Below are 20225 nucleotides of genomic sequence, written 5' to 3' on the forward strand. Positions count from 1 at the left end.
CTTTTTATGCATTGGACTGGCCTGAGTCCGGTAAGGGCTGGTCAGCAGTTTCTCGCCCGGGATGAAGGGCGACGCAGGTTTCTTCGGACGCGTACAGGGGTATGGGCATTAAAAATGACTCTGAGGCTCAACGGGGTGATCGTCCCATCATCGCGATTTTCGAGATCCACACTGATTTCACCTGAGAGTGACGCGCTTGTGGGATTGTATTCAATCCTTGCGATGCCATTGTGTTGTCTATAAATCACAGGCGCATTGGGAACTGAGCGATCAATGAATGTAACCCCTACGGGAAAGGTCGTTTCACCCACCGGATATGTGCCGCCATTCAAGTCCTTGGTAAAGGAAACCTGCAGTTCCTTGGTGGTGTAGTCCGGCCTTGGCGCCAGCTGCGTTGCCAGCATGACGCGGGCTTTGTCATGGGGGGAGGGGTGGTTGGGATAGTCAATCTCGGACAGCTCCACCAAGTTGGCGTTAAATGGCACTGATCCGATCTCTCCCTGGCAAAATCCAAGTACGACCGGTTGTGTGATTTCTCTCATTAGTGCGCTCATCGATATCAATCTCCATTGTCGTGACAAAGGGTGCCCCACCAATGAGGTACAGGTGAGATCGACTTCATGTAATGCCTTATCCGAGGGGTTGTAAACTGTAAGAGTTGACAGTATACCGCTCGATACGCTTGTGCTTTTACTCACCGCTCAAAGACTGCTAATGGCGACAGCGGTAAAGCTTTGTAGGCGGTATGTGAAATTGTGTAAGGGGTTTGCTCGGGGGTGGGTGAGGGCGTATATCCTTGGCGGCTTGAGATTCCCTGCGCCTGACAAGACCTCATCGCGAGCAGGCTCGCTCCCACATTGGCCTGCGTACAACCTGTGGGAGCGAGCCTGCTCGCGATAGCGGCATGACAGGCGCCACAGCACGTTCTGGATAAACCTGATGCCCAACATCCTCTTGGTCGAAGACGACCCCGCCCTCTGCGAACTGATCGCCAGTTACCTGGAACGCAACGGTTATCAGGTCAGCGTGCTCAGCCGCGGCGATCATGTGCGTGAGCGGGCGCGGGTCGATCCGCCGGACCTGGTGATTCTTGACCTCATGCTGCCCGGGCTGGACGGCTTGCAGGTCTGTCGCTTGTTGCGAGCGGATTCGGCGACGTTGCCGATCCTGATGCTCACCGCCCGGGACGACAGTCATGACCAGGTGCTGGGCCTGGAGATGGGCGCCGACGACTACGTCACCAAACCGTGCGAGCCCCGGGTTTTACTGGCGCGGGTCCGTACTTTGCTGCGGCGCAGCAGCCTCACCGAGCCTCAGACGGTCAATGACCGTATCCTGATGGGCAACCTGTGCATCGACTTGTCCGAGCGCACCGTGACCTGGCGCGGCCAGCCGGTGGAGCTGTCCAGTGGCGAGTACAACCTGCTGGTGGTGCTGGCCCGGCATTCGGGTGAAGTACTGAGCCGCGACCAGATCCTGCAACGCCTGCGGGGCATCGAGTTCAACGGCACCGACCGTTCGGTGGACGTGGCGATTTCCAAGCTGCGGCGCAAGTTCGACGACAACGCCGGCGAGGCGCGCAAGATCAAGACCGTATGGGGCAAGGGCTACCTGTTCAGCCGTTCCGAGTGGGAATGCTGAGCCCATGTGGAAGCTGCTGATCCGTCTTTACCTTGTCACCATTGTGTCCTACAGCGCGGCGATCTACCTGATGCCGGAACTGGTGATCCGCCTGTTCCACGAGCGCTTCCTGACCTACAACCTCGACTATTCCCGTGGCCTGCAAACCCTGATGGTCAAGCAGTTCCATGCGGCGCCCGGAGCGCAGTGGCCGGCGCTGGCGGCGCAGATGGACAAGGAATTCGACCCGTTGCGCATCGAACTGGTGCCCATCGACGACAATGGCTTCAGCAGCGACGAGCAGGCGCGCCTCAAACGCGGTGAGAACGTGGTACGCCTCGGCGAATGGGGGTGGCGGACCCTGGCGGTGTCGCCGTTGGATGGGCGATTGGCGGTCAAGATGGTTGTCCCGCCGGACCCGGCCGATGTCAGTTGGTTGTACTGGAGCATCAACGTGCTGATCGGCGCGACACTGCTCGCCTGCCTGTTGCTCTGGCTGCGTCCCCACTGGCGCGATCTGGAGCGCCTCAGGCGCACCGCCGAACGCTTTGGCAAGGGGCACTTGAGCGAACGAACCCACATCGCCTCCAGCTCGAACATCGGCAGCCTGGCCCATGTTTTCGATACCATGGCTGGCGATATCGAGAAGCTGCTCAACCAGCAGCGCGATTTGCTCAACGCTGTCTCCCACGAACTGCGCACCCCCTTGACCCGGCTCGATTTCGGCCTGGCCCTGGCGCTGTCTGACGACCTGCCGCCCGCCAGCCGCGAACGCCTGCAGGGGTTGGTGGCACACATTCGCGAGTTGGATGAGTTGGTGCTGGAGTTGCTGTCCTATAGCCGTTTGCAGAATCCGGAGCGGCTGCCCGAGCGGGTCGAAGTGCCGCTGGACGAGTTCATCGACAGCATCCTGGGCAGCGTCGATGAGGACCTGGCGGCGCCGGACGTGGTGATCGATGTGCTGCTGCACGGCACCCTGGAGCGTTTCGTGCTGGACCCGCGCCTGACCGCTCGGGCGTTGCAGAACCTGTTGCGCAATGCCATGCGTTATTGCGAGAAACGGATCCAGGTCGGGGTGCTGGTCAGCGATCAAGGTTGCGAGATCTGGGTGGACGACGACGGTATCGGCATTCCCGACGACGAGCGTGAGCGGGTGTTCGAGCCGTTCTACCGTCTGGACCGTAGCCGCGACCGCGCCACGGGCGGCTTCGGCCTGGGCCTGGCTATCAGTCGTCGGGCACTGGAGGCCCAGTGCGGCACATTGACGGTCGAGGCATCGCCGCTGGGCGGGGCGCGGTTCAGGTTGTGGCTGCCGGCGCCCCAGTCCTAACCTGGCAGTTCCCTGTGGCGAAGGGATTTATCCCCGCTGGACCGCGAAGCGGTCCCTGTCACCCGAACAACCCCGCCGCGATATTGATCGAGAACCCCAGGATCGCCGTGTTGAACACAAACCCGATCAACGATTGCGCCAGTACGATCTTGCGCAACTGCCGGGTGGCGACACCCACGTCCGATGTCTGCACCGCCACCCCGATGGTGAACGAGAAATACAGGAAGTCCCAATAGTTGGGGGTGGTCAAGCCCTCGGCGAAGCGCAGGGCCGGCTCCTTGCCGTCCCAGGTATAAAACAGCCGGGCATAATGCAGGCTGAAGATCACGCCGATCAGCAGCCACGACCCTATGACCGTGAGCGCGGTAAAACCGTAATGCAGCAACTTGCCGGCGGTCTGCAACTCACGGCTGCCGGCCAGCTCGAAGGTGATCGTCGCCAGGCTGGCCAATGCCGCAATGCAGACCATCAGCAACACCAGCCCCGCGTTTTCGTCTTCGATCTCGGCGATGCGCCTGACATCGGGCGCCTTGGCTTGCACCGTCAGCCAGAACATCAGCGCCAGATAGGACCAGACTCCAACGTTCCAGCCGGCCAGAATCTTGCCGATGACCGAGTCCACGGGCAGCAGGAAACCCGCGATCAAACCAAGGGCCGTGGCCGCGGACAGGCGTGGGTGGGTGCGAGCGAGAAAAGACATGGGCGCTAGCCCGCCAGGGCGCTGGACTGTATCAATGCCACGTTAGCCTCCTGCATCCGCCGGATCGCCGTGATCATCGAACCGTCGATATCAATGCCACGGCAGGCGTCGACCACCACGAACGCGTTGAACCCGGCGGCCCGGGCATCCAGGGCCGAGAACATGACGCAGAAATCCAGCGCCAAGCCCACCAGGTAGACGGTGTCGATGCCGCGCTCCTTGAGGTAGCCCGCCAACCCGGTGGGGGTTCGACGGTCGGCTTCCATAAAGGCCGAGTAGCTGTCGATGGCCGGATTGCAGCCCTTGCGAATGATCAGTTGCGCGTGGGGCAGGTCCAGTGCCGGGTGCAGCGCGGCGCCTTGGGTGCCTTGTATGCAGTGGTCGGGCCAGAGCTTCTGCTCGCCATACGGCAATTCGATGAGGTCGAAAGGCTGCTTGCCGGGATGACTGGAGGCAAACGAGGCGTGTCCGGCCGGATGCCAGTCCTGTGCGAGGACGACCTGTGCGAAGGAGCGGCCCAGGCGGTTGATCAATGGCACAATCTCGTCGCCCCCCGGGACGGCCAGTTGGCCACCGGGGATGAAATCGTTCTGGACATCGATCACCAGCAGCGCGGTGGTCGTGGCCCTGGTGTCTGGAAGGGACATGAATGGCTTCTCCTGAAGTGGCTTTTCCCAGCTTAGCCAACCCGCATTGCAAGGAAGCTGTTTTTTATGAAGGCGTCTGCGCGCCGGTCCCGATGTTGCCCTTACCCTGCGTTCCCACAAAATGGGAAAGCTGTATTTCGTCGTAAATAATGGCTTTTTGATATTTGGTCCGTGCGCCCGCGATACGGTTGTGTACAATCGCTTTCCTAAACCGGGCATGGAGGCAGTTCGGCTTTCCAGTTACGAGAAAACTCCATGCTCATCGGCAGCTATTCCCCCGCCCTTGTTTTGATTTCCCTGTTGGTTGCAGTGCTGGCGTCCTACACCGCGCTGGATTTGGCCGGACGTATTGCCACCACCCAAGGGCGCGCGGCGTATTTGTGGATGGCCGGTGGCTCGCTGGCGATGGGGGTGGGCGTATGGTCCATGCACTTCATCGGCATGTTGGCGTTTACCTTGCCGGTGGAGCTGGGCTACGACGTATCCATCACCGCGCTGTCGTTGCTCATCGCCATCCTTTCCTGCGGTTTCGCCCTGTGGCTGGTCAGCCAGCCCCGGTTACCTGCGTGGCAGTTGGCATTCGGGGCACTGATCATGGGCGCCGGCATCAGCGCCATGCATTACACCGGCATGGCGGCGTTGCAGATGCAACCCGGCATCGACTATGACCCGACGCTGTTCAGTGCCTCGCTGCTGATCGCGGTGGGCGCCTCTGCGGCGGCCCTGTGGATTGCCTTTCGCCTGCGCCAGAACACCCCATATGTGCGCCTGGCGCGGGCCGGTGCTGCGGTGATCATGGGGGGCGCCATTGTCGGCATGCACTACACCGGCATGGCCGGGGCCCAGTTTCGCGAAGGCAGTTTTTGCGGCGCCCTGGATGGTCTCAGCGGCAAGGGGTTGGACAACATCGTGTTGATCACCACCCTGGCGGTGCTGGCCATTGCCTTGCTGACGTCGATTCTCGATGCGCGCCTGGAAGCCCGTACCGCGGAGCTGGCTCAGTCGTTGACCCTGGCCAACCGTGAGCTGACCCAACTGGCCCTGCATGACCCGCTCACCGGGTTGCCCAACCGTGTGCTGCTGGCCGACCGCATCGGCCAGGCCATGCACCGGGTGCAGGAGCAGGGGGGCTGCTTCGCCTTGATGTTTATCGACCTGGACGGCTTCAAACCGGTCAACGACGCCTTTGGTCACCACATGGGTGACTTGTTGTTGCGCGATGTGGCCCTGCGCCTGCGCGAAGACCTGCGCAGCCAGGACACCCTGGCGCGAATTGGCGGCGATGAGTTCGTGCTGCTGGTGCAACTGGCCGAGCCGGACGATGCCTTGCGGCTGGCGGCACGCCAGGTCGGGTTGATTGGTCGTACGTTCCGGGTCGCCGAACATGATCTGCAGATCTCCGCCAGCGTCGGCATCGCGCTGTACCCCGGAAATGGCCAGAACGCCGAAGAGTTGCTGATGAATGCCGATGCGGCGATGTACCACGCCAAGGGTTCCGGCAAGAACGGCTACAGCTTCTTCGATGCCTCCATGAACAGCAACGCTCGTAAGCAACTGCAATTGCTCCAGGATTTGCGTATCGCAGTTGAACAGCGGCAATTCAGCCTGCATTACCAGCCCAAGTTCGACGCTGCCAACGGCCGTCCGGTGGGCGCGGAGGCGTTGTTGCGCTGGAACCATCCGACCCAGGGCCTGTTGATGCCCGACACCTTCATCGACCTGGCGGAAAAGACCGGCCTGATCATCGCCATCGGTGAATGGGTGCTGAACGAGGCCTGCCGCCAGATGCGCGAATGGTACGTGCTCGGCTACACCGACTGGCGGATCGCGGTGAACCTGTCGGCCTTGCAGTTCTGCCATACGGGGCTGGTGCAAAGCGTGGCCAAGGCGCTGGAGACGCATTGCCTGCCGGCCAACAGCCTGACCCTGGAAATAACCGAAACCACCGCCATGAGCGACGCGGACGCGAGCATGACGGTGTTGCAACAGTTGGCGGACATGGGCGTTGACCTGTCCATCGATGATTTCGGTACTGGCTATTCGAGTCTGATGTACCTCAAGCGCCTGCCGGCCAACGAGCTGAAGATCGATCGCGGCTTCGTGCGCGATCTGGAGCATGACAGCGACGACGCCGCCATCGTGTCAGCCATCGTCGCCCTCGGCCAGGCGTTGGGGCTGCGGATCGTTGCCGAAGGGGTGGAGACGGACGTGCAGCAAGACTTCCTGACTCAGCTGGGGTGCGATTCGTTGCAGGGTTACCTGCTGGGCCATCCGATGCCGGCCGAGCGCTTCCTGCAGAATATCCGCCAGGTGCCACGGATGGTGGCGGTCTGATGGGGCGTCACGCAAGGATGTCGAACGCCGTGCTTCCCAGTCGCTCGCCATTGACCAGCAGGTGCACCGCGTGCCGGCCCGCGTAGTGCCGGCGAGTGGTCAGCTCGCGGATGGATTGGGAGCGACTCAGGGCGACGCAGCCGTGGGCCGGCAGATCGAAGGTCTTTAGCTTGAAGACTTTGGCCGAGGTGCCGCCCGAGGCTTTCACATAATCGATTGCATAGTCGATCACCAGGCGCTGGGGTTCTTCCAGGGTGGACTGCACCTTGAAGGACAGCGTGATTTGCTCGCCGAGGCGAATCACTGCAGGTGTCACCTTCAATTCCGAAACCTGGACCTGGGCCTTGCCGCCGACCCCGATGACGGCCAGAGCCCTGGGATCGCCATGCTTGATGAGGCTGCGCAGCGCATGCCGGGCGATCCAGGCGGTATGACGGTCTTGCAGTGGCCAGCCTTCGATGCGGTCGAGCACCCAGTCGGGATGCTGCTTGGTCACATCGTTGAGGTGATTGGCCACGGACTTGCGCACATAGAGGCTGCTGTCGGCCTTGAGGGTCTCCAGGATCGCGGCGGTGAGTTCGGGGTTGGCCTGGATCGGCTCCAGGTGAAACGACCACGGCAGCCGCGGACGGCTGCCCTCGCTGGCCAGGCGTCGTACGTGCTCGTTGGGATCCAGCGCCCAAGTGTGCATGACCTTGAGGCTGCGTTCCAGATCGTCGCGCAGGAAGTACCGCACCGCGAATTCCGAAGAGCCGAACCGGGTGAAATACTTGAGTGCGTCCAGGGACAGGTCGAAGGCGTGCCGGCCATGGCAGGCGACGTAGTGAGGCAGGAACATGCTGACGAACATGCTGTTCAGGCGCGGGGCCAGATCCCGCAGCACGTCCAGCGAGGCTTCGTAGCTCAGGGGCAGCACGGCATGCAGGCACTCGCTGACCCGAGCCATGCGTTGCATCACCGACAACTCGGCCAGCCCGTCGTTGGCCATGCGCAGGAAGGCCTTGGCGTCGAATGCCGGGTACACCGCGCTCATTTCGCTGGCAATGTGTTCCAGGCGTGCGGCGTTGAAGATTTCCTTGAGGGCAGGGGAGGCAGTGGTCGGGGTCGTCATGGTGGGGTCCGTCGTGCAGGGGGGATCACTATATCCCGTGGCGAGGGAGCAAGCTCCTGTCGTCATGGCCACAGTCAACGGAATGATTCGCCGCCCGTGAAGTCCCAGCTTCAGTCCCTCGGAAAACTGGAGTTTTTTCTATGCGTAAACCAACCCTGACCGCCAGCCTGCTCCTGATCGTCGGCCTTGCCGCCCTTGGGCCTGCTGCGCAGGCAGTCGAGAAGACCGGCGATGCCTTGGAGCATTCGCCGAGCAATGGTCGCAGGCTGGTAGAGAACGACCGCGTACCGGCGGACTACCAGCGCGCCGACAGGGCCGTGAAGGACTGGAAGCAGAAGCAACTCGAGCAGCCGACAAGCGATCAGCAATGGGTGCAAATCGACGACAAATACCTGCTGATCGAAACCGTGTCGGGCGCCATCGTCAAGATCGTGCCGGCCACGCGTTAGGCTTTGTACGCAAAGTGCCTGGGCGACTTCTCGTACAAAGCCCAGGCTCTCAGATTACTTCACCTTTGTCCCACAGATGAACCAGCTCGCCAGGTGCCCGGTCCTCGGGCACTTGCAGCACCATTTCGTCGTCCTGGTCATTGGCGCGATAGCGTACTTCGATACGGAAAAACCGCTGGTCGCCACGGCCCGATTCCGCCGAGGCCAGCGGCACGCAGCCCTCCAGCACCGAGCAGATGCGCGTTCGCTGGTCAATGTCGCATTGGGCGAACTCGATCTCCCGGGGCCGGGTCAGGGCATGGATGGCCGCCACGCCGCCCTGGCGGGACAGGCGTACCACGGCGTTATCGTCGAGGTCTGGAAGGTGCTTCATCAACTCTCCTCGGTCAGGTTGACGCCGACCTGAGCCCAGCCGTCCTGCACCGCTCGAACCTCTCGTTCGCCAAAGCGCCGACGGGCGTGCTCGACGGTCAAGTGGGCGAAGGCGCTGAAGGTGGCGTCGTTGGCCAGATTTCTATCGCATAAGGTGTCATACCAGATCCGGCCGGCTTTTTCCCAGGCAAATCCGCCCAGCGCGGTGGCGACCAGATAAAAGGCGCGGTTGGGAATGCCTGAGTTGATGTGCACGCCGCCGTTGTCTTCGCGGGTAATGACGAACTGGCGCATATGCGCCGGTTGCGGGTCCTTGCCCAATAGCGGGTCGTCGTAGGCCGTGCCCGGGTTGGACATGCTGCGCAGGCCGTCGCCGTTGATCTTGTCGGTGAGCAGGTCGGCGCCGATCAGCCAGTCTGCCTGATCGGCGGTCTGCTCCAGGACGAACTGTTTGACCAGCACACCGAACACATCGGAGATGGACTCGTTCAACGCGCCGGACTGGTTGGCATAAATCAAACCCGCTTCGCTTTCGGTGACGCCATGGGCAAGCTCGTGGGCCACCACGTCCAGGGAACGGGTGAAGCGCTGGAAAATTTCCCCATCGCCGTCGCCGAACACCATTTGCGCGCCGTTCCAGAAGGCGTTTTCGTAGCCTTGGCCATAATGCACGCTGCCTACCAGGGCGAAGCCCTTGTTGTCGATGGAGTCGCGGCCCAGGACGTTCCAGAAAAAATCGTAAGTGGCGCCCAGGGCATCGTAGGCTTCGTCGACCGCCGGGTCGCCGCTGGCCGGCTGACCTTCGAGGCGCACCGGTTGGCCGGGCAGATCCATGGTGTTCTGTGCGTCATGCACGCTGCGCTGAGGGCGGCCGGCCTTGCCAGGCTTGGGCAGCGCGGCTGCGGCGGGCGGATGGTTGGGTGGGCCAGGATTGTGCCGCAGGTTGCGCACGTGGGTCAGTGTGCCCAGGGCGCTGGAACGTTGTTGTTCGGAGCCGTGGGCGATGATGCGATTGAGAATATAGGGTGGAATGAAACCGTGGAGTGGGCGAGAGTCGATCATCAGAACATCCTTATCTGAAATGCAGGGTCGATACCCATGTGAACCGAGGCGGCCATCGCGGTTCCCTCCCACTGGAAGACCGCTTGCCACAAAAGTTTGCCAGGCGCACCGATTTCTGCGAAAAACCGCGCCTTGAAATCACGGATATGACCCATGAACGAAGAACTGCAGATTATCGACCTGGAGCAGGGCGACGGTAAAAGCGTAGTCAAAGGGGCGCTGATCACCACCCAATATCGCGGCACGCTCGAAGACGGCACCGAATTCGATTCGTCCTACAGTCGTGGCAAACCCTTTCAATGCGTGATCGGCACCGGTCGTGTCATCAAGGGTTGGGACATCGGCCTGATGGGTATGAAGGTCGGCGGCAAGCGCAAACTGCTGGTGCCGGCTCACCTGGCCTACGGTGAGCGCTCCATGGGGGCGCACATCAAGCCCAACAGCAACCTCGTCTTTGAAATCGAGCTGCTGGAAGTCCTGACCCGCGACGATTGAACCCGTTTTGGCAGGGCCTTTCAGGGCCGGTCGCTGAACACCGGGATGCGACCGTTGACCGAAGGGCGGTAGCGCCAGTCCAGTCGCTCCAGCGGCGGCTCTCGCTCGAGGAGGGTCGCCAGCGTGGCACGGGCGATACTCAGTGCCAGAGCCTGTCCCGGACACTCGTGGCGTCCTGCACCGAAGCTGAAGCTGCGACGGTTTGGGCGATCCATCAGCAAGAGGTCCGGATGCGGGTTGAGAGCCGGATCGCGGTTGGCCGAGGCGAGCAATACCAGGATGGCGTCCCCGGGTTCCAGCGAAACGCCGAGGATCTCGCTGGGGGCGACAACGAAGCGGCGGGTGTTCTGCACACCAGGATCGTAGCGCTGGATTTCAGCCAGCAACGGGCCGATGTGCGTCGGATCTTCCCTGAGCCTGAGCAGCAGCGCCGGATCGTGCCGCAATGCCAGCAGCGCATTGCCGATCAGGCCCGCCGTGGCGTCATGAGTCTGCGAAAGCAGACCGATCAGGTTGGCAATCAGGCTGTCCGGGTTGGCGCCCTCGAAGCGTTGGCAGATGCCGGTGAGCAAGGCGCTGGCATGATCATCTGCCTCGATCCGCTCGCGGAACAGGGCCTTGAGTTGTTCGGTGGCGCGATGCGCCGCCTGCAGTTGTGTCGCATTGCTCAGGGGGGACAGGCAGGCGACGAAATTCCCCGTCAACTGGCTGACCAGGCGGCTGTCCGCCGGGCTGAAACCCAGCAGGGCTGCCACAACGGCAGCCGGTCCGATGAATTGAGCGTGATGCAGGCCTTCGGCGCCGTCCTTGAAAAAGCGGGCCCTGACCAGGGCCTCGATCTGTTGTTGAGGGACATCTTGCAAACCCGGCGCAATCGCCGACCTCGGACAACGCTGGCGTTCGCCTTCGTTCATGCGCATCAGCAGCCCGAAGACCTGGCCGGCGGGACCGTCGGCGATGGCTTGCGGCACCGGTTCGTGGGGCGGACGCACATGACAGTCGGCATGACGGAGCACGGCGCACACCGCTTCGGCGCTGCTGGCAATCCATAGCTTCAGGTGCGTGTCGAAGGTCATTCCGCCAGCCGCTCGAAGGCTCGCATAGTAAGGATAGGGATCAAAGTGGGTCGCGGCGGTGATCGGGTCCATGGAGCGCTGCCTTGTTCATGATCGGGAAAGTGCTGCTACTATCCTCGGCGGCGTCATGGCTTGATTCGTCCGGGAGCGAAATATGAATGCAGAGCAGCATGATCTTGGCGTTTCCCACGTGGCGGCGGCGATTGCCGAACCGGCGCGCACCCGCATGCTCTGTTCGTTGATGGACGGCCATGCGCGTACCAGCACCGAACTGGCGAGCATCGCCGACGTCAGCCCCTCCACCGCCAGCGCGCATCTGGCGAAACTCAAGGAACTGGCCCTGGTGCGCCTGCATGTACAGGGCCGTCATCGCTATTACAGCCTGGCGGACAAGCGCGTGGCCCAGGCCCTGGAGGCGCTGATGGTGATCGGCCGGAACGCGGCGTCGACGTTTACGTCACGTACCCCGGATCGCCTGCAATTTGCCCGTACCTGCTACGACCACATGGCTGGAACGCTGGCGGTGCGGTTGCATGACCGTATGATCGAAGCCGGATGGCTAGAGGATGTGGAAGGGCGAGGTTATCGCTTGAGCGAGTTGGGCGAGGGGGTGTTCACCGGGTTGGGCATCGATGTCCAGGCGCTTGCCGCGCAGCGACGCCGGTTCGCCTGTCCATGCCTGGACTGGAGCATGCGTCGTCCGCATCTGGGAGGCGCGTTGGGAGCGGCGTTGTTGCAGATGGCGATCAAGCGCAAGTGGGTGGTCCAGGACCTGGATAGCCGGGCGCTGGGGGTGACGGCCCTTGGACACAAGGAGATAGTGGGGCGGTTCGGGGTCAGTGCCGAGAATGAGGTGGAGCCTACGGGCGCCATCGCGAGCCGCTCCCACAGTGGATCTGCGGTGAACTCAGGATTCGGGAGCAACCGATGACCTTGTGGGAGCGAGCCTGCTCGCGATGAGTGCACCTCGGTTCACCAGGGACCGAGGCGCCCGTATCGCGAGCCAACTTGCCTACAGCCGAATCAGACCTTGACGATCCAACCCGCTGGCGCTTCGATGTCGCCGGTCTGCACACCCGTCAGTTCCTTGTAGAGCTTCTGGGTGATCGGGCCGACTTCGGTTTCGCTGTGGAAGACGTGCAGCTTGTCTTTGTAGTTGATCCCACCGATCGGCGTGATCACCGCAGCGGTGCCACAGGCGCCGGCTTCCTTGAAGTCCGACAGTTTGTCGATGAACACGTCGCCTTCGACCACTTCCAGGCCCAGGCGCGATTTCGCCAGCTCGATCAGCGACAGGCGGGTGATGCCCGGCAGGACCGAAGGGGAGTTGGGGGTGACGAATTTGTTGTCGTGGGTGATGCCGAAGAAGTTCGCCGAGCCGACTTCTTCGATTTTCGAATGGGTCAGCGGGTCGAGGTAGATGCAGTCGGCGAAGCTCGCCTTCTTGGCCTGGGAGCCCGGCATCAGGCTGGCGGCGTAGTTGCCGCCGACCTTGGCCGCACCGGTGCCTTGCGGAGCTGCGCGGTCGAAGCTGGAAATCAGGAAGTTGTGCGGGGTCAGGCCGCCCTTGAAGTATGCGCCGACCGGGATGCAGAAGATCGAGAAGATAAACTCGGGTGCGGTGCGCACGCCGATGTTGTCACCCACGCCGATCACGAATGGGCGCAGGTACAGCGCGCCGCCGGTGCCGTAAGGCGGGATGAAGCGCTCGTTGGCGCGGACCACTTGCTTGCAGGCTTCGACGAACTGTTCGGTTTCCACGTGCGGCATCAGCAGACGGGCGCAGCTGCGCTGCATGCGGGCGGCGTTCTGGTCCGGGCGGAACAGGTTGATCGAGCCGTCCTTGCAGCGATAGGCCTTCAGGCCTTCGAAACATTGCTGGCCGTAGTGCAGCGCCGTGGAGCCTTCGCTGATGTGCAGCACATTGTCGTCGGTCAGGGTGCCGGCGTCCCAGGCGCCATCGCGCCAGTGCGACAGGTAGCGTTTGTCGGTCTTGATGTAGTCAAAGCCCAGTTTGTCCCAATTGATGCTCTCGTTACCCATGACACCCTCTATCTCTTAACAACCGTCGAAACGGTTCAAGGCTTCTGACGTTTTTTGGATGGGGACAACAATACTTCATTCCAGGGGTGTTTCGCAGCCTGTTACATGGCTCCTGCAGCTGAAAATAGCCCTGCGGTCGTTGTGAGGGATTGTGGGAGCAAGGCTTGCCCGCGATACAGGCGACTCGGTTTATGAAGGATCGCATCGCCTGCATCGCGGGCAAGCCTTGCTCCCACAAGTTATTCACCCACAACTGTCACACATGCAACGCATGCCCCAACGCCCGCAACGCCGCTTCCTGCACCGCCTCACCCAAGGTCGGGTGGGCGTGGATGGTGCCGGCGATGTCTTCCAGCCGCGCGCCCATCTCCAGGGACTGGCCGAACGCCGTGGACAACTCCGAGACACCCACGCCAACCGCCTGCCAACCCACGATCAAGTGATTGTCCCGACGCGCCACGACCCGCACGAAACCGCTTTTCGACTCCAGGGTCATCGCCCGGCCATTGGCCGCAAACGGGAAACTGGCGACGATGCAGTCCAGCCCGGCCGCCTTGGCTTCGTCCGGCGTCTTGCCGACCACTACCAGTTCCGGATCGGTGAAGCACACCGCCGCAATGGCCGCCGGGTTGAACTCGCGATGCTGGCCGGCGATCAGCTCGGCGACCATTTCGCCTTGGGCCATCGCCCGGTGGGCCAGCATTGGTTCACCACTCAAGTCGCCGATGGCCCAGACGTTGCGCATGCTGGTCTGGCAGCGGTTGTCGATTTTCACCGCCGAACCGGTCATCGTCAGGTTCAACACTTCGAGGCCCCAGCCTTGGGTGTTGGGCTTGCGCCCGACGGCCACCAGCACCCGGTCAGTGTCCAGGTTGAGCGTGTCACCATTCGGGTCGCGCACTTGCAAGGTGCTGGCCTGGGCATCGAAATCTTCGACACTGTGCTTGAGGTAGAGCTTCACGCCCAATTGCTTGAGCGCCTCGTGCACCGGCTGGGTCAGCTCGCCGTCATAGGCCGGCAGAATCCGCTCCTGGGCTTCGACCACGCTGACCTCTGCGCCAAGCTTGCGATAGGCAATGCCCAGTTCCAGGCCGATGTAGCCGCCACCGACCACTACCAGATGCTTGGGCACCGAGGTCGGGGCGAGGGCTTCGGTGGAGGAAATGATCGGCCCGCCAATCGGCAACATCGGCAGGTCGACGCTTTTCGAACCGGTGGCCAGCAACAGGTGTTCGCACTGGATGCGAGTGTCGCCGACTTCCACGGTCTTGCCGTCGACCACCTTGGCCCAGCCATGAATGACCTGGACCTTGTGCTTCTTAAGTAGCGTGGCGACGCCAGTGGTCAGGCGGTCGACGATGCCGTCCTTCCACTCCACGCTCTTGCCGATGTCCAGGCTCGGCGCCGATACCGTGATGCCCAGGGCCGAGCCCTGGCTGTGGTGGCGTGTCTGGTGGAACTGCTCGGCCACATGGATCAATGCCTTGGACGGAATGCAGCCGATGTTCAGGCAGGTCCCGCCCAGCGCCTGGCCTTCCACCAGGATGGTCGGAATGCCCAACTGACCGGCGCGGATCGCTGCCACATAACCGCCAGGGCCGCCGCCGATGATCAGCAACGTAGTGTTCAGAGTCTGTTGCATTCCTTACTCCACAAACAGCGTAGCGGGTTGTTCGAGCAGGCCGCGCACGGCCTGGATGAATTGCGCCGCGTCCATGCCGTCGACCACCCGGTGATCGAAGGAGCTGGAGAGATTCATCATCTTGCGCACGACGATCTGGCCTTTGATCACCACAGGTCGTTCGACGATCTTGTTGACGCCGACGATGGCCACTTCCGGCAGGTTCAACACCGGCGTGCTGACGATGCCGCCGAGGGCGCCGAGGCTGGTCAGGGTGATGGTCGAGCCGGACAGTTCATCGCGACTGGCCTTACCGTTGCGGGCAGCGGTTGCCAGGCGCGAGATTTCCGCCGCGCTGTCCCACAGGCTGCGGGCTTCGGCGTGACGCATCACCGGCACCATCAGGCCGACATCGCTTTGCGTGGCGACGCCCACATGCACCGCCCCCGAGCGGTGGATGACCTGGGCTTCGTCGTCGTAGCGGGCGTTCATCTGCGGGAAGTCCCGCAGCGCCACGACCAGCGCCCGCACCAGGAACGGCAGCAAGGTCAGCTTGCCGCGGGTGGCGCCGTGTTTTTCATTCAGATGGACCCGCAACTCTTCCAACGCGGTGACATCGATTTCCTCGACGTAGCTGAAATGGGCGGCGCGCTGGGTCGCTTCCTGCATGCGTTGGGCGATCTTGCGACGCATGCCGATCACCGGGATTTGCTGTTCGTCGTGGCGTTCGGCGTAGTTGGAGCCGCCCTTGGCCTGGGCCGACGGGCCCTGGGTCAGATAGGCTTCCAGATCTTCGTGCAGGATCCGCCCGGCAGGGCCGCTGCCCTGGACCAGACGCAATTGGATACCGAGGTCCAGGGCGTGCTTGCGCACAGCCGGCGAGGCCAGCGGACGCTCATCGGGCGCACGGGCTACCGGTGCTTGGGCTGCTGGCGCCGCACGCGGCGCGGCGGCTTTCTCGACGACCGGCTCGGGAGCCGAGACGGGTTCAGGCTTCGGCGCCTGGACCGGAGCAGCCGGTTGTGCAGCCGACTCTTTCAAGTTGCCCGCACCCTCCACCTCGATGCGGATCAGTTCGCTGCCCACCGCCATGACTTCACCCGGTTCACCGCCCAGGGCGATGACCCGGCCATGCACCGGCGACGGAATATCCACCATGGCTTTGTCGGTCATGACATCGGCCAGTACCTGGTCCTCGACCACCATGTCGCCGACCTTGACGTGCCACACCGACAACTCGACTTCCGCGATGCCTTCGCCGATGTCCGGCATCTTGATAACGTGCGTGCCCATTCAGACCTCCATGACCCGTTTCAACGCCGCGCCCACACGGGACGGCCCAGGGAAATACGCCCACTCCTGCGCGTGCGGGTAGGGAGTGTCCCAACCGGTGACGCGCTCGATGGGCGCTTCCAGGTGGTGGAAGCAGTGCTCTTGCACCAGCGACACCAGCTCGGCGCCGAAGCCGCAGGTGCGCGTGGCTTCGTGGACGATCACGCAGCGCCCGGTTTTCTTCACCGATTTGGTGATGGTTTCCAGGTCCAGCGGCCACAGGCTGCGCAGGTCGATGACCTCGGCATCGATACCGGTTTCCTCGGCGGCGGCCTGGGACACATACACGGTGGTGCCGTAGGTGAGGATGGTCACGTCCTTGCCCGGACGAGTGATCGCGGCGACGTCCAGCGGTACGGTGTAATAGCCGTCCGGCACCTGCGCCGAGGGGTGTTTCGACCACGGGGTTACCGGGCGGTCATGGTGGCCGTCGAACGGGCCGTTATACAGGCGCTTGGGTTCGAGGAAGATCACCGGGTCATCGTTCTCGATGGAGGCGATCAACAGTCCCTTGGCATCGTAGGGGTTCGATGGCATCACCGTGCGCAGGCCGCAGACCTGGGTGAACATCGCCTCGATGCTCTGGCTGTGGGTCTGGCCGCCATAAATGCCGCCGCCGCAAGGCATGCGCAGGGTCATCGGTGCGGTGAATTCGCCGGCCGAGCGATAGCGCAGGCGTGCCGCTTCGGAAATGATCTGGTCCGAAGCCGGGTAGACGTAGTCGGCGAACTGGATCTCGGCCACCGGACGCAAGCCATAGGCGCCCATGCCCACCGCCACGCCGACGATGCCGCTTTCGGAAATCGGTGCGTCGAACACCCGCGAGGTGCCGTATTTGCTCTGCAGGCCTTCGGTGCAGCGGAACACGCCGCCGAAGTAGCCCACGTCCTGGCCGAAGACCACGACGTCGTCGTCGCGTTCGAGCATCACGTCCATGGCCGAGCGCAGGGCCTGGATCATGGTCATGGTGGTAGTGGTCATGGCGGTGTCCAACGCAATATTGTTGTTGTGATCGTTCATGTCAGATCCCCAACTGCTGACGCTGGCGCTTCAAGTGCTCCGGCATCTCTTTGTAGACGTCTTCGAACATGGTCGCGGCGCTTGGAATCTGCCCGCCGGCGAGGGTGCCGTACTGCTCGGCTTCCTTCTGCGCGGCGATCACCTCGGCTTCGAGCTCGGCGGTGACGGCGGCGTGCTCTTCCTCCGACCACTGGCCGATACGAATCATGTGCTGCTTGAGGCGGGCAATCGGGTCGCCCAGCGGGAAGTGGCTCCAGTCATCGGCGGGGCGGTACTTGGACGGATCGTCGGAGGTGGAGTGCGGGCCGGCGCGGTAGGTGACCCATTCGATCAGTGCCGGGCCGCAGTTGCGCCGGGCGCGTTCGGCGGCCCAGCGCGAGGCGGCATAGACGGCCATGAAGTCGTTGCCGTCGACCCGCAGCGAGGCGATGCCGCAACCGACGCCGCGTCCGGCGAAGGTCGTGGCTTCACCCCCGGCGATGGCCTGGAAGGTGGAAATCGCCCACTGGTTGTTGACCACGTTGAGGATCACCGGCGCCCGGTAGACATGGGCGAAGGTGAGGGCGGTGTGGAAGTCCGACTCGGCGGTGGCGCCGTCGCCGATCCAGGCCGAGGCAATCTTGGTGTCGCCCTTGATCGCCGACGCCATGCCCCAGCCCACGCCCTGGATGAATTGGGTGGCGAGGTTGCCGGAGATGGTGAAGAAACCAGCGTCCTTGACCGAGTACATGATCGGCAATTGCCGGCCCTTGAGCGGATCGCGCTCGTTGGACAGCAACTGGCAGATCATGCCCACCAGCGGTACCTCACGGGCCATCAGGATGCTTTGCTGGCGGTAGGTGGGGAAACACATGTCATCGATGTTCAGCGCCAGGGCCTGGCCGCTGCCGATGGCCTCTTCGCCGAGGCTCTGCATGTAGAAGGACATTTTTTTCTGACGCTGCGCAACCACCATGCGGTTGTCGTAGATCCGCGTCTTGAGCATGGCACGCATGCCCTTGCGCAGGATCTCCAGCGGCACGTCTTCAGCCCATGGTCCATGGGCATTGCCCTGGTCGTCGAGCACTCGGATGAGGCTGCGGGCCAGGTCGGCGGTGTCGGAAGGTTCTACGTCGATGGACGGTTTGCGCACCGTGCCGGCATCGCTCAGATGCAGGTAGGAGAAGTCGGTCTTGCAGCCGGGACGGCCCGAGGGTTCCGGGACGTGCAGGCGTAGCGGTTCATACGCTGGGTTCATGGCTTTCTACGCTCGATCTTGTGAATTTCTTGTAGTGGGCGCGCTAGCTGACAATTTCCCTGGGTAAGGAAAATTGTCCTACAACAATCATAGGCTCGACGCAGAAGAATATTTTTCTCTGTTGGGTTGCTGTTCAGGTTATTTGCAGATAAAAAATCTGCACAACGATAAAAATCAGGAATATCTGTCTCATGCGTAAATTGGATCGCACCGACATCGGCATTCTGAACAGCCTCCAGGAAAATGCCCGCATCACCAACGCCGACCTCGCTCGTTCGGTCAACCTCTCGCCGACGCCGTGTTTCAACCGGGTCCGGGCGATGGAGGAACTCGGCGTCATCCGCGAGCAGGTCACGCTGCTGGACGCCGATCTGCTGGGTTTGCACGTCAACGTGTTCATCCATGTCAGCCTGGAGAAGCAGGTGGAGGAGGCGTTGCAGCACTTTGAAGAGGCGATCTCCGACCGGCCCGAGGTGATGGAGTGCTACCTGATGGCGGGGGATCCGGACTACCTCATCCGTGTGCTGGTGCCGACGATCCAGTCCCTGGAGCGGTTCATGATGGATTTTTTAACCAAGGTCCCGGGCGTGGCGAATATCCGTTCGAGCTTTGCGCTCAAGCAAGTGCGCTACAAGACGGCATTGCCGCTACCGGCCAATGGATTGACCTTGGGCACCTGAAGCACGCCACCACACTGGCCCAATGTGGGAGCGGGCTTGCTCGCGAAGGGGGCGTGTCAGGCGCCATTGACGTCGACTGGTACACCGCTTTCGCGAGCAAGCCCGCTCCCACAGGGATCGTGTGGATTCCAACGGCCTCAGGTTCTTGAATTTTCTTTAGAGCTGATTGATCGGAATCTTCAAGTACGTCACGCCATTATCCTCGGCCGGCGGCAGATTCCCCGCCCGCACATTCACCTGAATCGCCGGCAGCAACAGCGTCGGCATGCCCAGCGTCGAATCCCGTTGAGTACGCATGGCGACAAATGTGGCTTCGTCGATGCCGTCGTGAACGTGGATGTTGTGCTGGCGTTGCTCGCCCACGGTGCTCATGCACTGAGGGTCGCGATGATCGGGGGGGTAGTCGTGGCACACATAGAGCCGCACCCCGGCGGGGAAGGCCAGCAATTTGCGGATCGAGGCAAAGAGATGATGGGCGTTGCCACCGGGAAAGTCGCAACGGGCCGTGCCCACGTCCGGCATGAACAGGGTATCGCCCACCAGGATCACGTCGCCATCGATCAGGTAGGCCATGTCCGCGGGCGTATGGCCGGGCACGTGCAGCGCAGTGGCTTTGAGGTTGCCGATGGAAAACGATTCGTCAGGCGCAAACAGGTGATCGAACTGGGAACCATCCACCGCGAACTGCGGCTCAAGGTTGAACAGTGTCTTGAAGACGCCCTGGACCTGGCCGATGGATTGGCCAATGGCGATCTTGCCCCCCAGCTCCCGTCGCAAGTAGGGCGCGGCGGACAGGTGATCGGCATGGGCATGGGTTTCCAGTAGCCATTGCACCGTCAACCGATGTTCACGCACGAAGGCGATCACCCGATTGGCCTGGGCGGTGCCGCTGCGTCCCGAGGCCGGGTCGTAGTCGAGCACCGGATCGACCACCGCGCATTGCCCGCCGTCGTGTTCATAGACGACATAGGTATAGGTCTTGGAGGCGGGGTCGAGAAAGCTTTGAATCTGCGCGGGCATGACAACGAACCTGTGCGGGAAGAACCGGTTGCAACGCTTGAGGGTTACAACATATGGTCCGCAGCTTAGTGAGGGC

20 protein-coding genes are annotated in these 20225 nt (G+C 62.4%); 7 read left to right on the forward strand and 13 right to left on the reverse strand.

Going from position 1 to position 20225, the window contains the following annotated elements:
* Positions 1–41: 41 nt before the first annotated feature.
* Entirely contained in the window at positions 42–554 is a 513-nt protein-coding gene (locus EGM97_RS17635) for a hypothetical protein (protein WP_238961835.1), read from the reverse strand.
* A gap of 385 nt (positions 555–939) precedes the next feature.
* Here EGM97_RS17635 and EGM97_RS17640 point away from each other — a divergent pair, with 385 nt between their 5' ends.
* The gene (locus EGM97_RS17640) at positions 940–1641 is read left to right on the forward strand and encodes a response regulator (protein WP_238961836.1); all 702 of its coding nucleotides are present in this window, start codon (positions 940–942) and stop codon (positions 1639–1641) included.
* Between the two features lie 4 nt (positions 1642–1645).
* A complete protein-coding gene (locus tag EGM97_RS17645; RefSeq protein ID WP_238961837.1) occupies positions 1646–2950 on the forward strand; it encodes an ATP-binding protein in 1305 nt (434 codons plus the stop codon).
* 58 nt (positions 2951–3008) lie between these two features.
* Here EGM97_RS17645 and EGM97_RS17650 read toward each other — a convergent pair whose 3' ends face one another.
* Both EGM97_RS17650 and pncA read right to left on the reverse strand, forming a co-directional pair.
* Positions 3009–3650, reverse strand: a complete 642-nt coding sequence (locus tag EGM97_RS17650) for a DUF1345 domain-containing protein (RefSeq protein WP_238961838.1) — start codon at positions 3648–3650, stop codon at positions 3009–3011.
* A 5-nt stretch (positions 3651–3655) separates the two neighbouring features.
* On the reverse strand, positions 3656–4297 hold the full coding sequence (gene pncA, locus EGM97_RS17655) for a bifunctional nicotinamidase/pyrazinamidase (RefSeq protein WP_238961839.1): 642 nt from the start codon (positions 4295–4297) through the stop codon (positions 3656–3658).
* A gap of 255 nt (positions 4298–4552) precedes the next feature.
* Between pncA and EGM97_RS17660 the strand changes: the two genes are divergently transcribed.
* The gene (locus tag EGM97_RS17660; RefSeq protein WP_238961840.1) at positions 4553–6631 is read left to right on the forward strand and encodes a putative bifunctional diguanylate cyclase/phosphodiesterase; all 2079 of its coding nucleotides are present in this window, start codon (positions 4553–4555) and stop codon (positions 6629–6631) included.
* Positions 6632–6638: 7 nt separating this feature from the next.
* On the opposite strand, the gene EGM97_RS17665 is transcribed toward EGM97_RS17660, so the two are convergent.
* Positions 6639–7742 (reverse strand): DNA alkylation repair protein, encoded by a 1104-nt coding sequence (locus EGM97_RS17665; protein WP_238961841.1) that lies wholly within the window; start codon positions 7740–7742, stop codon positions 6639–6641.
* Between the two features lie 140 nt (positions 7743–7882).
* Here EGM97_RS17665 and EGM97_RS17670 point away from each other — a divergent pair, with 140 nt between their 5' ends.
* Complete coding sequence (locus EGM97_RS17670; protein WP_238961842.1) at positions 7883–8191, forward strand: RcnB family protein; 309 nt, start codon at positions 7883–7885, stop codon at positions 8189–8191.
* A 49-nt stretch (positions 8192–8240) separates the two neighbouring features.
* On the opposite strand, the gene EGM97_RS17675 is transcribed toward EGM97_RS17670, so the two are convergent.
* Both EGM97_RS17675 and EGM97_RS17680 read right to left on the reverse strand, forming a co-directional pair.
* On the reverse strand, positions 8241–8564 hold the full coding sequence (locus EGM97_RS17675) for a protealysin inhibitor emfourin (protein ID WP_053157396.1): 324 nt from the start codon (positions 8562–8564) through the stop codon (positions 8241–8243).
* Positions 8564–9625, reverse strand: a complete 1062-nt coding sequence (locus EGM97_RS17680; protein ID WP_238961843.1) for a M4 family metallopeptidase — start codon at positions 9623–9625, stop codon at positions 8564–8566. The genes EGM97_RS17675 and EGM97_RS17680 overlap by 1 nt, the downstream gene beginning before the upstream one ends.
* A gap of 153 nt (positions 9626–9778) precedes the next feature.
* On the opposite strand from EGM97_RS17680, the gene EGM97_RS17685 reads away from it, so the two are divergent.
* The gene (locus EGM97_RS17685) at positions 9779–10120 is read left to right on the forward strand and encodes an FKBP-type peptidyl-prolyl cis-trans isomerase (RefSeq protein WP_238961844.1); all 342 of its coding nucleotides are present in this window, start codon (positions 9779–9781) and stop codon (positions 10118–10120) included.
* A gap of 20 nt (positions 10121–10140) precedes the next feature.
* Here the strand turns inward: EGM97_RS17685 and EGM97_RS17690 are convergent, their stop codons facing one another.
* Positions 10141–11268 carry a cytochrome P450 gene (locus EGM97_RS17690; RefSeq protein WP_238961845.1) on the reverse strand — a complete coding sequence of 376 codons (1128 nt, stop codon included), beginning with the start codon at positions 11266–11268 and terminating at the stop codon, positions 10141–10143.
* An 82-nt stretch (positions 11269–11350) separates the two neighbouring features.
* Between EGM97_RS17690 and EGM97_RS17695 the strand changes: the two genes are divergently transcribed.
* Positions 11351–12127: an ArsR/SmtB family transcription factor gene (locus EGM97_RS17695; protein ID WP_238961846.1), complete on the forward strand. Its 777-nt coding sequence runs from the start codon at positions 11351–11353 to the stop codon at positions 12125–12127.
* 92 nt (positions 12128–12219) lie between these two features.
* Here EGM97_RS17695 and EGM97_RS17700 read toward each other — a convergent pair whose 3' ends face one another.
* The 5 genes from EGM97_RS17700 to EGM97_RS17720 form a co-directional block, all read right to left on the reverse strand.
* Entirely contained in the window at positions 12220–13239 is a 1020-nt protein-coding gene (locus tag EGM97_RS17700) for a branched-chain amino acid aminotransferase (protein ID WP_238961847.1), read from the reverse strand.
* Between the two features lie 256 nt (positions 13240–13495).
* Positions 13496–14881, reverse strand: a complete 1386-nt coding sequence (gene lpdA, locus EGM97_RS17705) for a dihydrolipoyl dehydrogenase (RefSeq protein ID WP_238961848.1) — start codon at positions 14879–14881, stop codon at positions 13496–13498.
* Positions 14882–14884: 3 nt separating this feature from the next.
* Positions 14885–16153, reverse strand: coding sequence for a dihydrolipoamide acetyltransferase family protein (locus tag EGM97_RS17710; protein ID WP_238961849.1), 1269 nt, complete (start codon positions 16151–16153; stop codon positions 14885–14887).
* Positions 16154–17212: an alpha-ketoacid dehydrogenase subunit beta gene (locus EGM97_RS17715; protein WP_238961850.1), complete on the reverse strand. Its 1059-nt coding sequence runs from the start codon at positions 17210–17212 to the stop codon at positions 16154–16156. It abuts the gene before it with no gap.
* A 1-nt stretch (position 17213) separates the two neighbouring features.
* A complete protein-coding gene (locus EGM97_RS17720; protein WP_053157370.1) occupies positions 17214–18449 on the reverse strand; it encodes a 3-methyl-2-oxobutanoate dehydrogenase (2-methylpropanoyl-transferring) subunit alpha in 1236 nt (411 codons plus the stop codon).
* Positions 18450–18640: 191 nt separating this feature from the next.
* Between EGM97_RS17720 and bkdR the strand changes: the two genes are divergently transcribed.
* Entirely contained in the window at positions 18641–19129 is a 489-nt protein-coding gene (bkdR, locus tag EGM97_RS17725; protein WP_003202929.1) for a Bkd operon transcriptional regulator BkdR, read from the forward strand.
* Positions 19130–19285: 156 nt separating this feature from the next.
* Here the strand turns inward: bkdR and EGM97_RS17730 are convergent, their stop codons facing one another.
* Positions 19286–20149 (reverse strand): MBL fold metallo-hydrolase, encoded by an 864-nt coding sequence (locus EGM97_RS17730; RefSeq protein ID WP_238961851.1) that lies wholly within the window; start codon positions 20147–20149, stop codon positions 19286–19288.
* Between the last annotated feature and the right edge of the window lie 76 nt (positions 20150–20225).

This window comes from Pseudomonas sp. AF32, from assembly GCF_022342325.2.
GTDB lineage: Bacteria > Pseudomonadota > Gammaproteobacteria > Pseudomonadales > Pseudomonadaceae > Aquipseudomonas > Aquipseudomonas uvaldensis.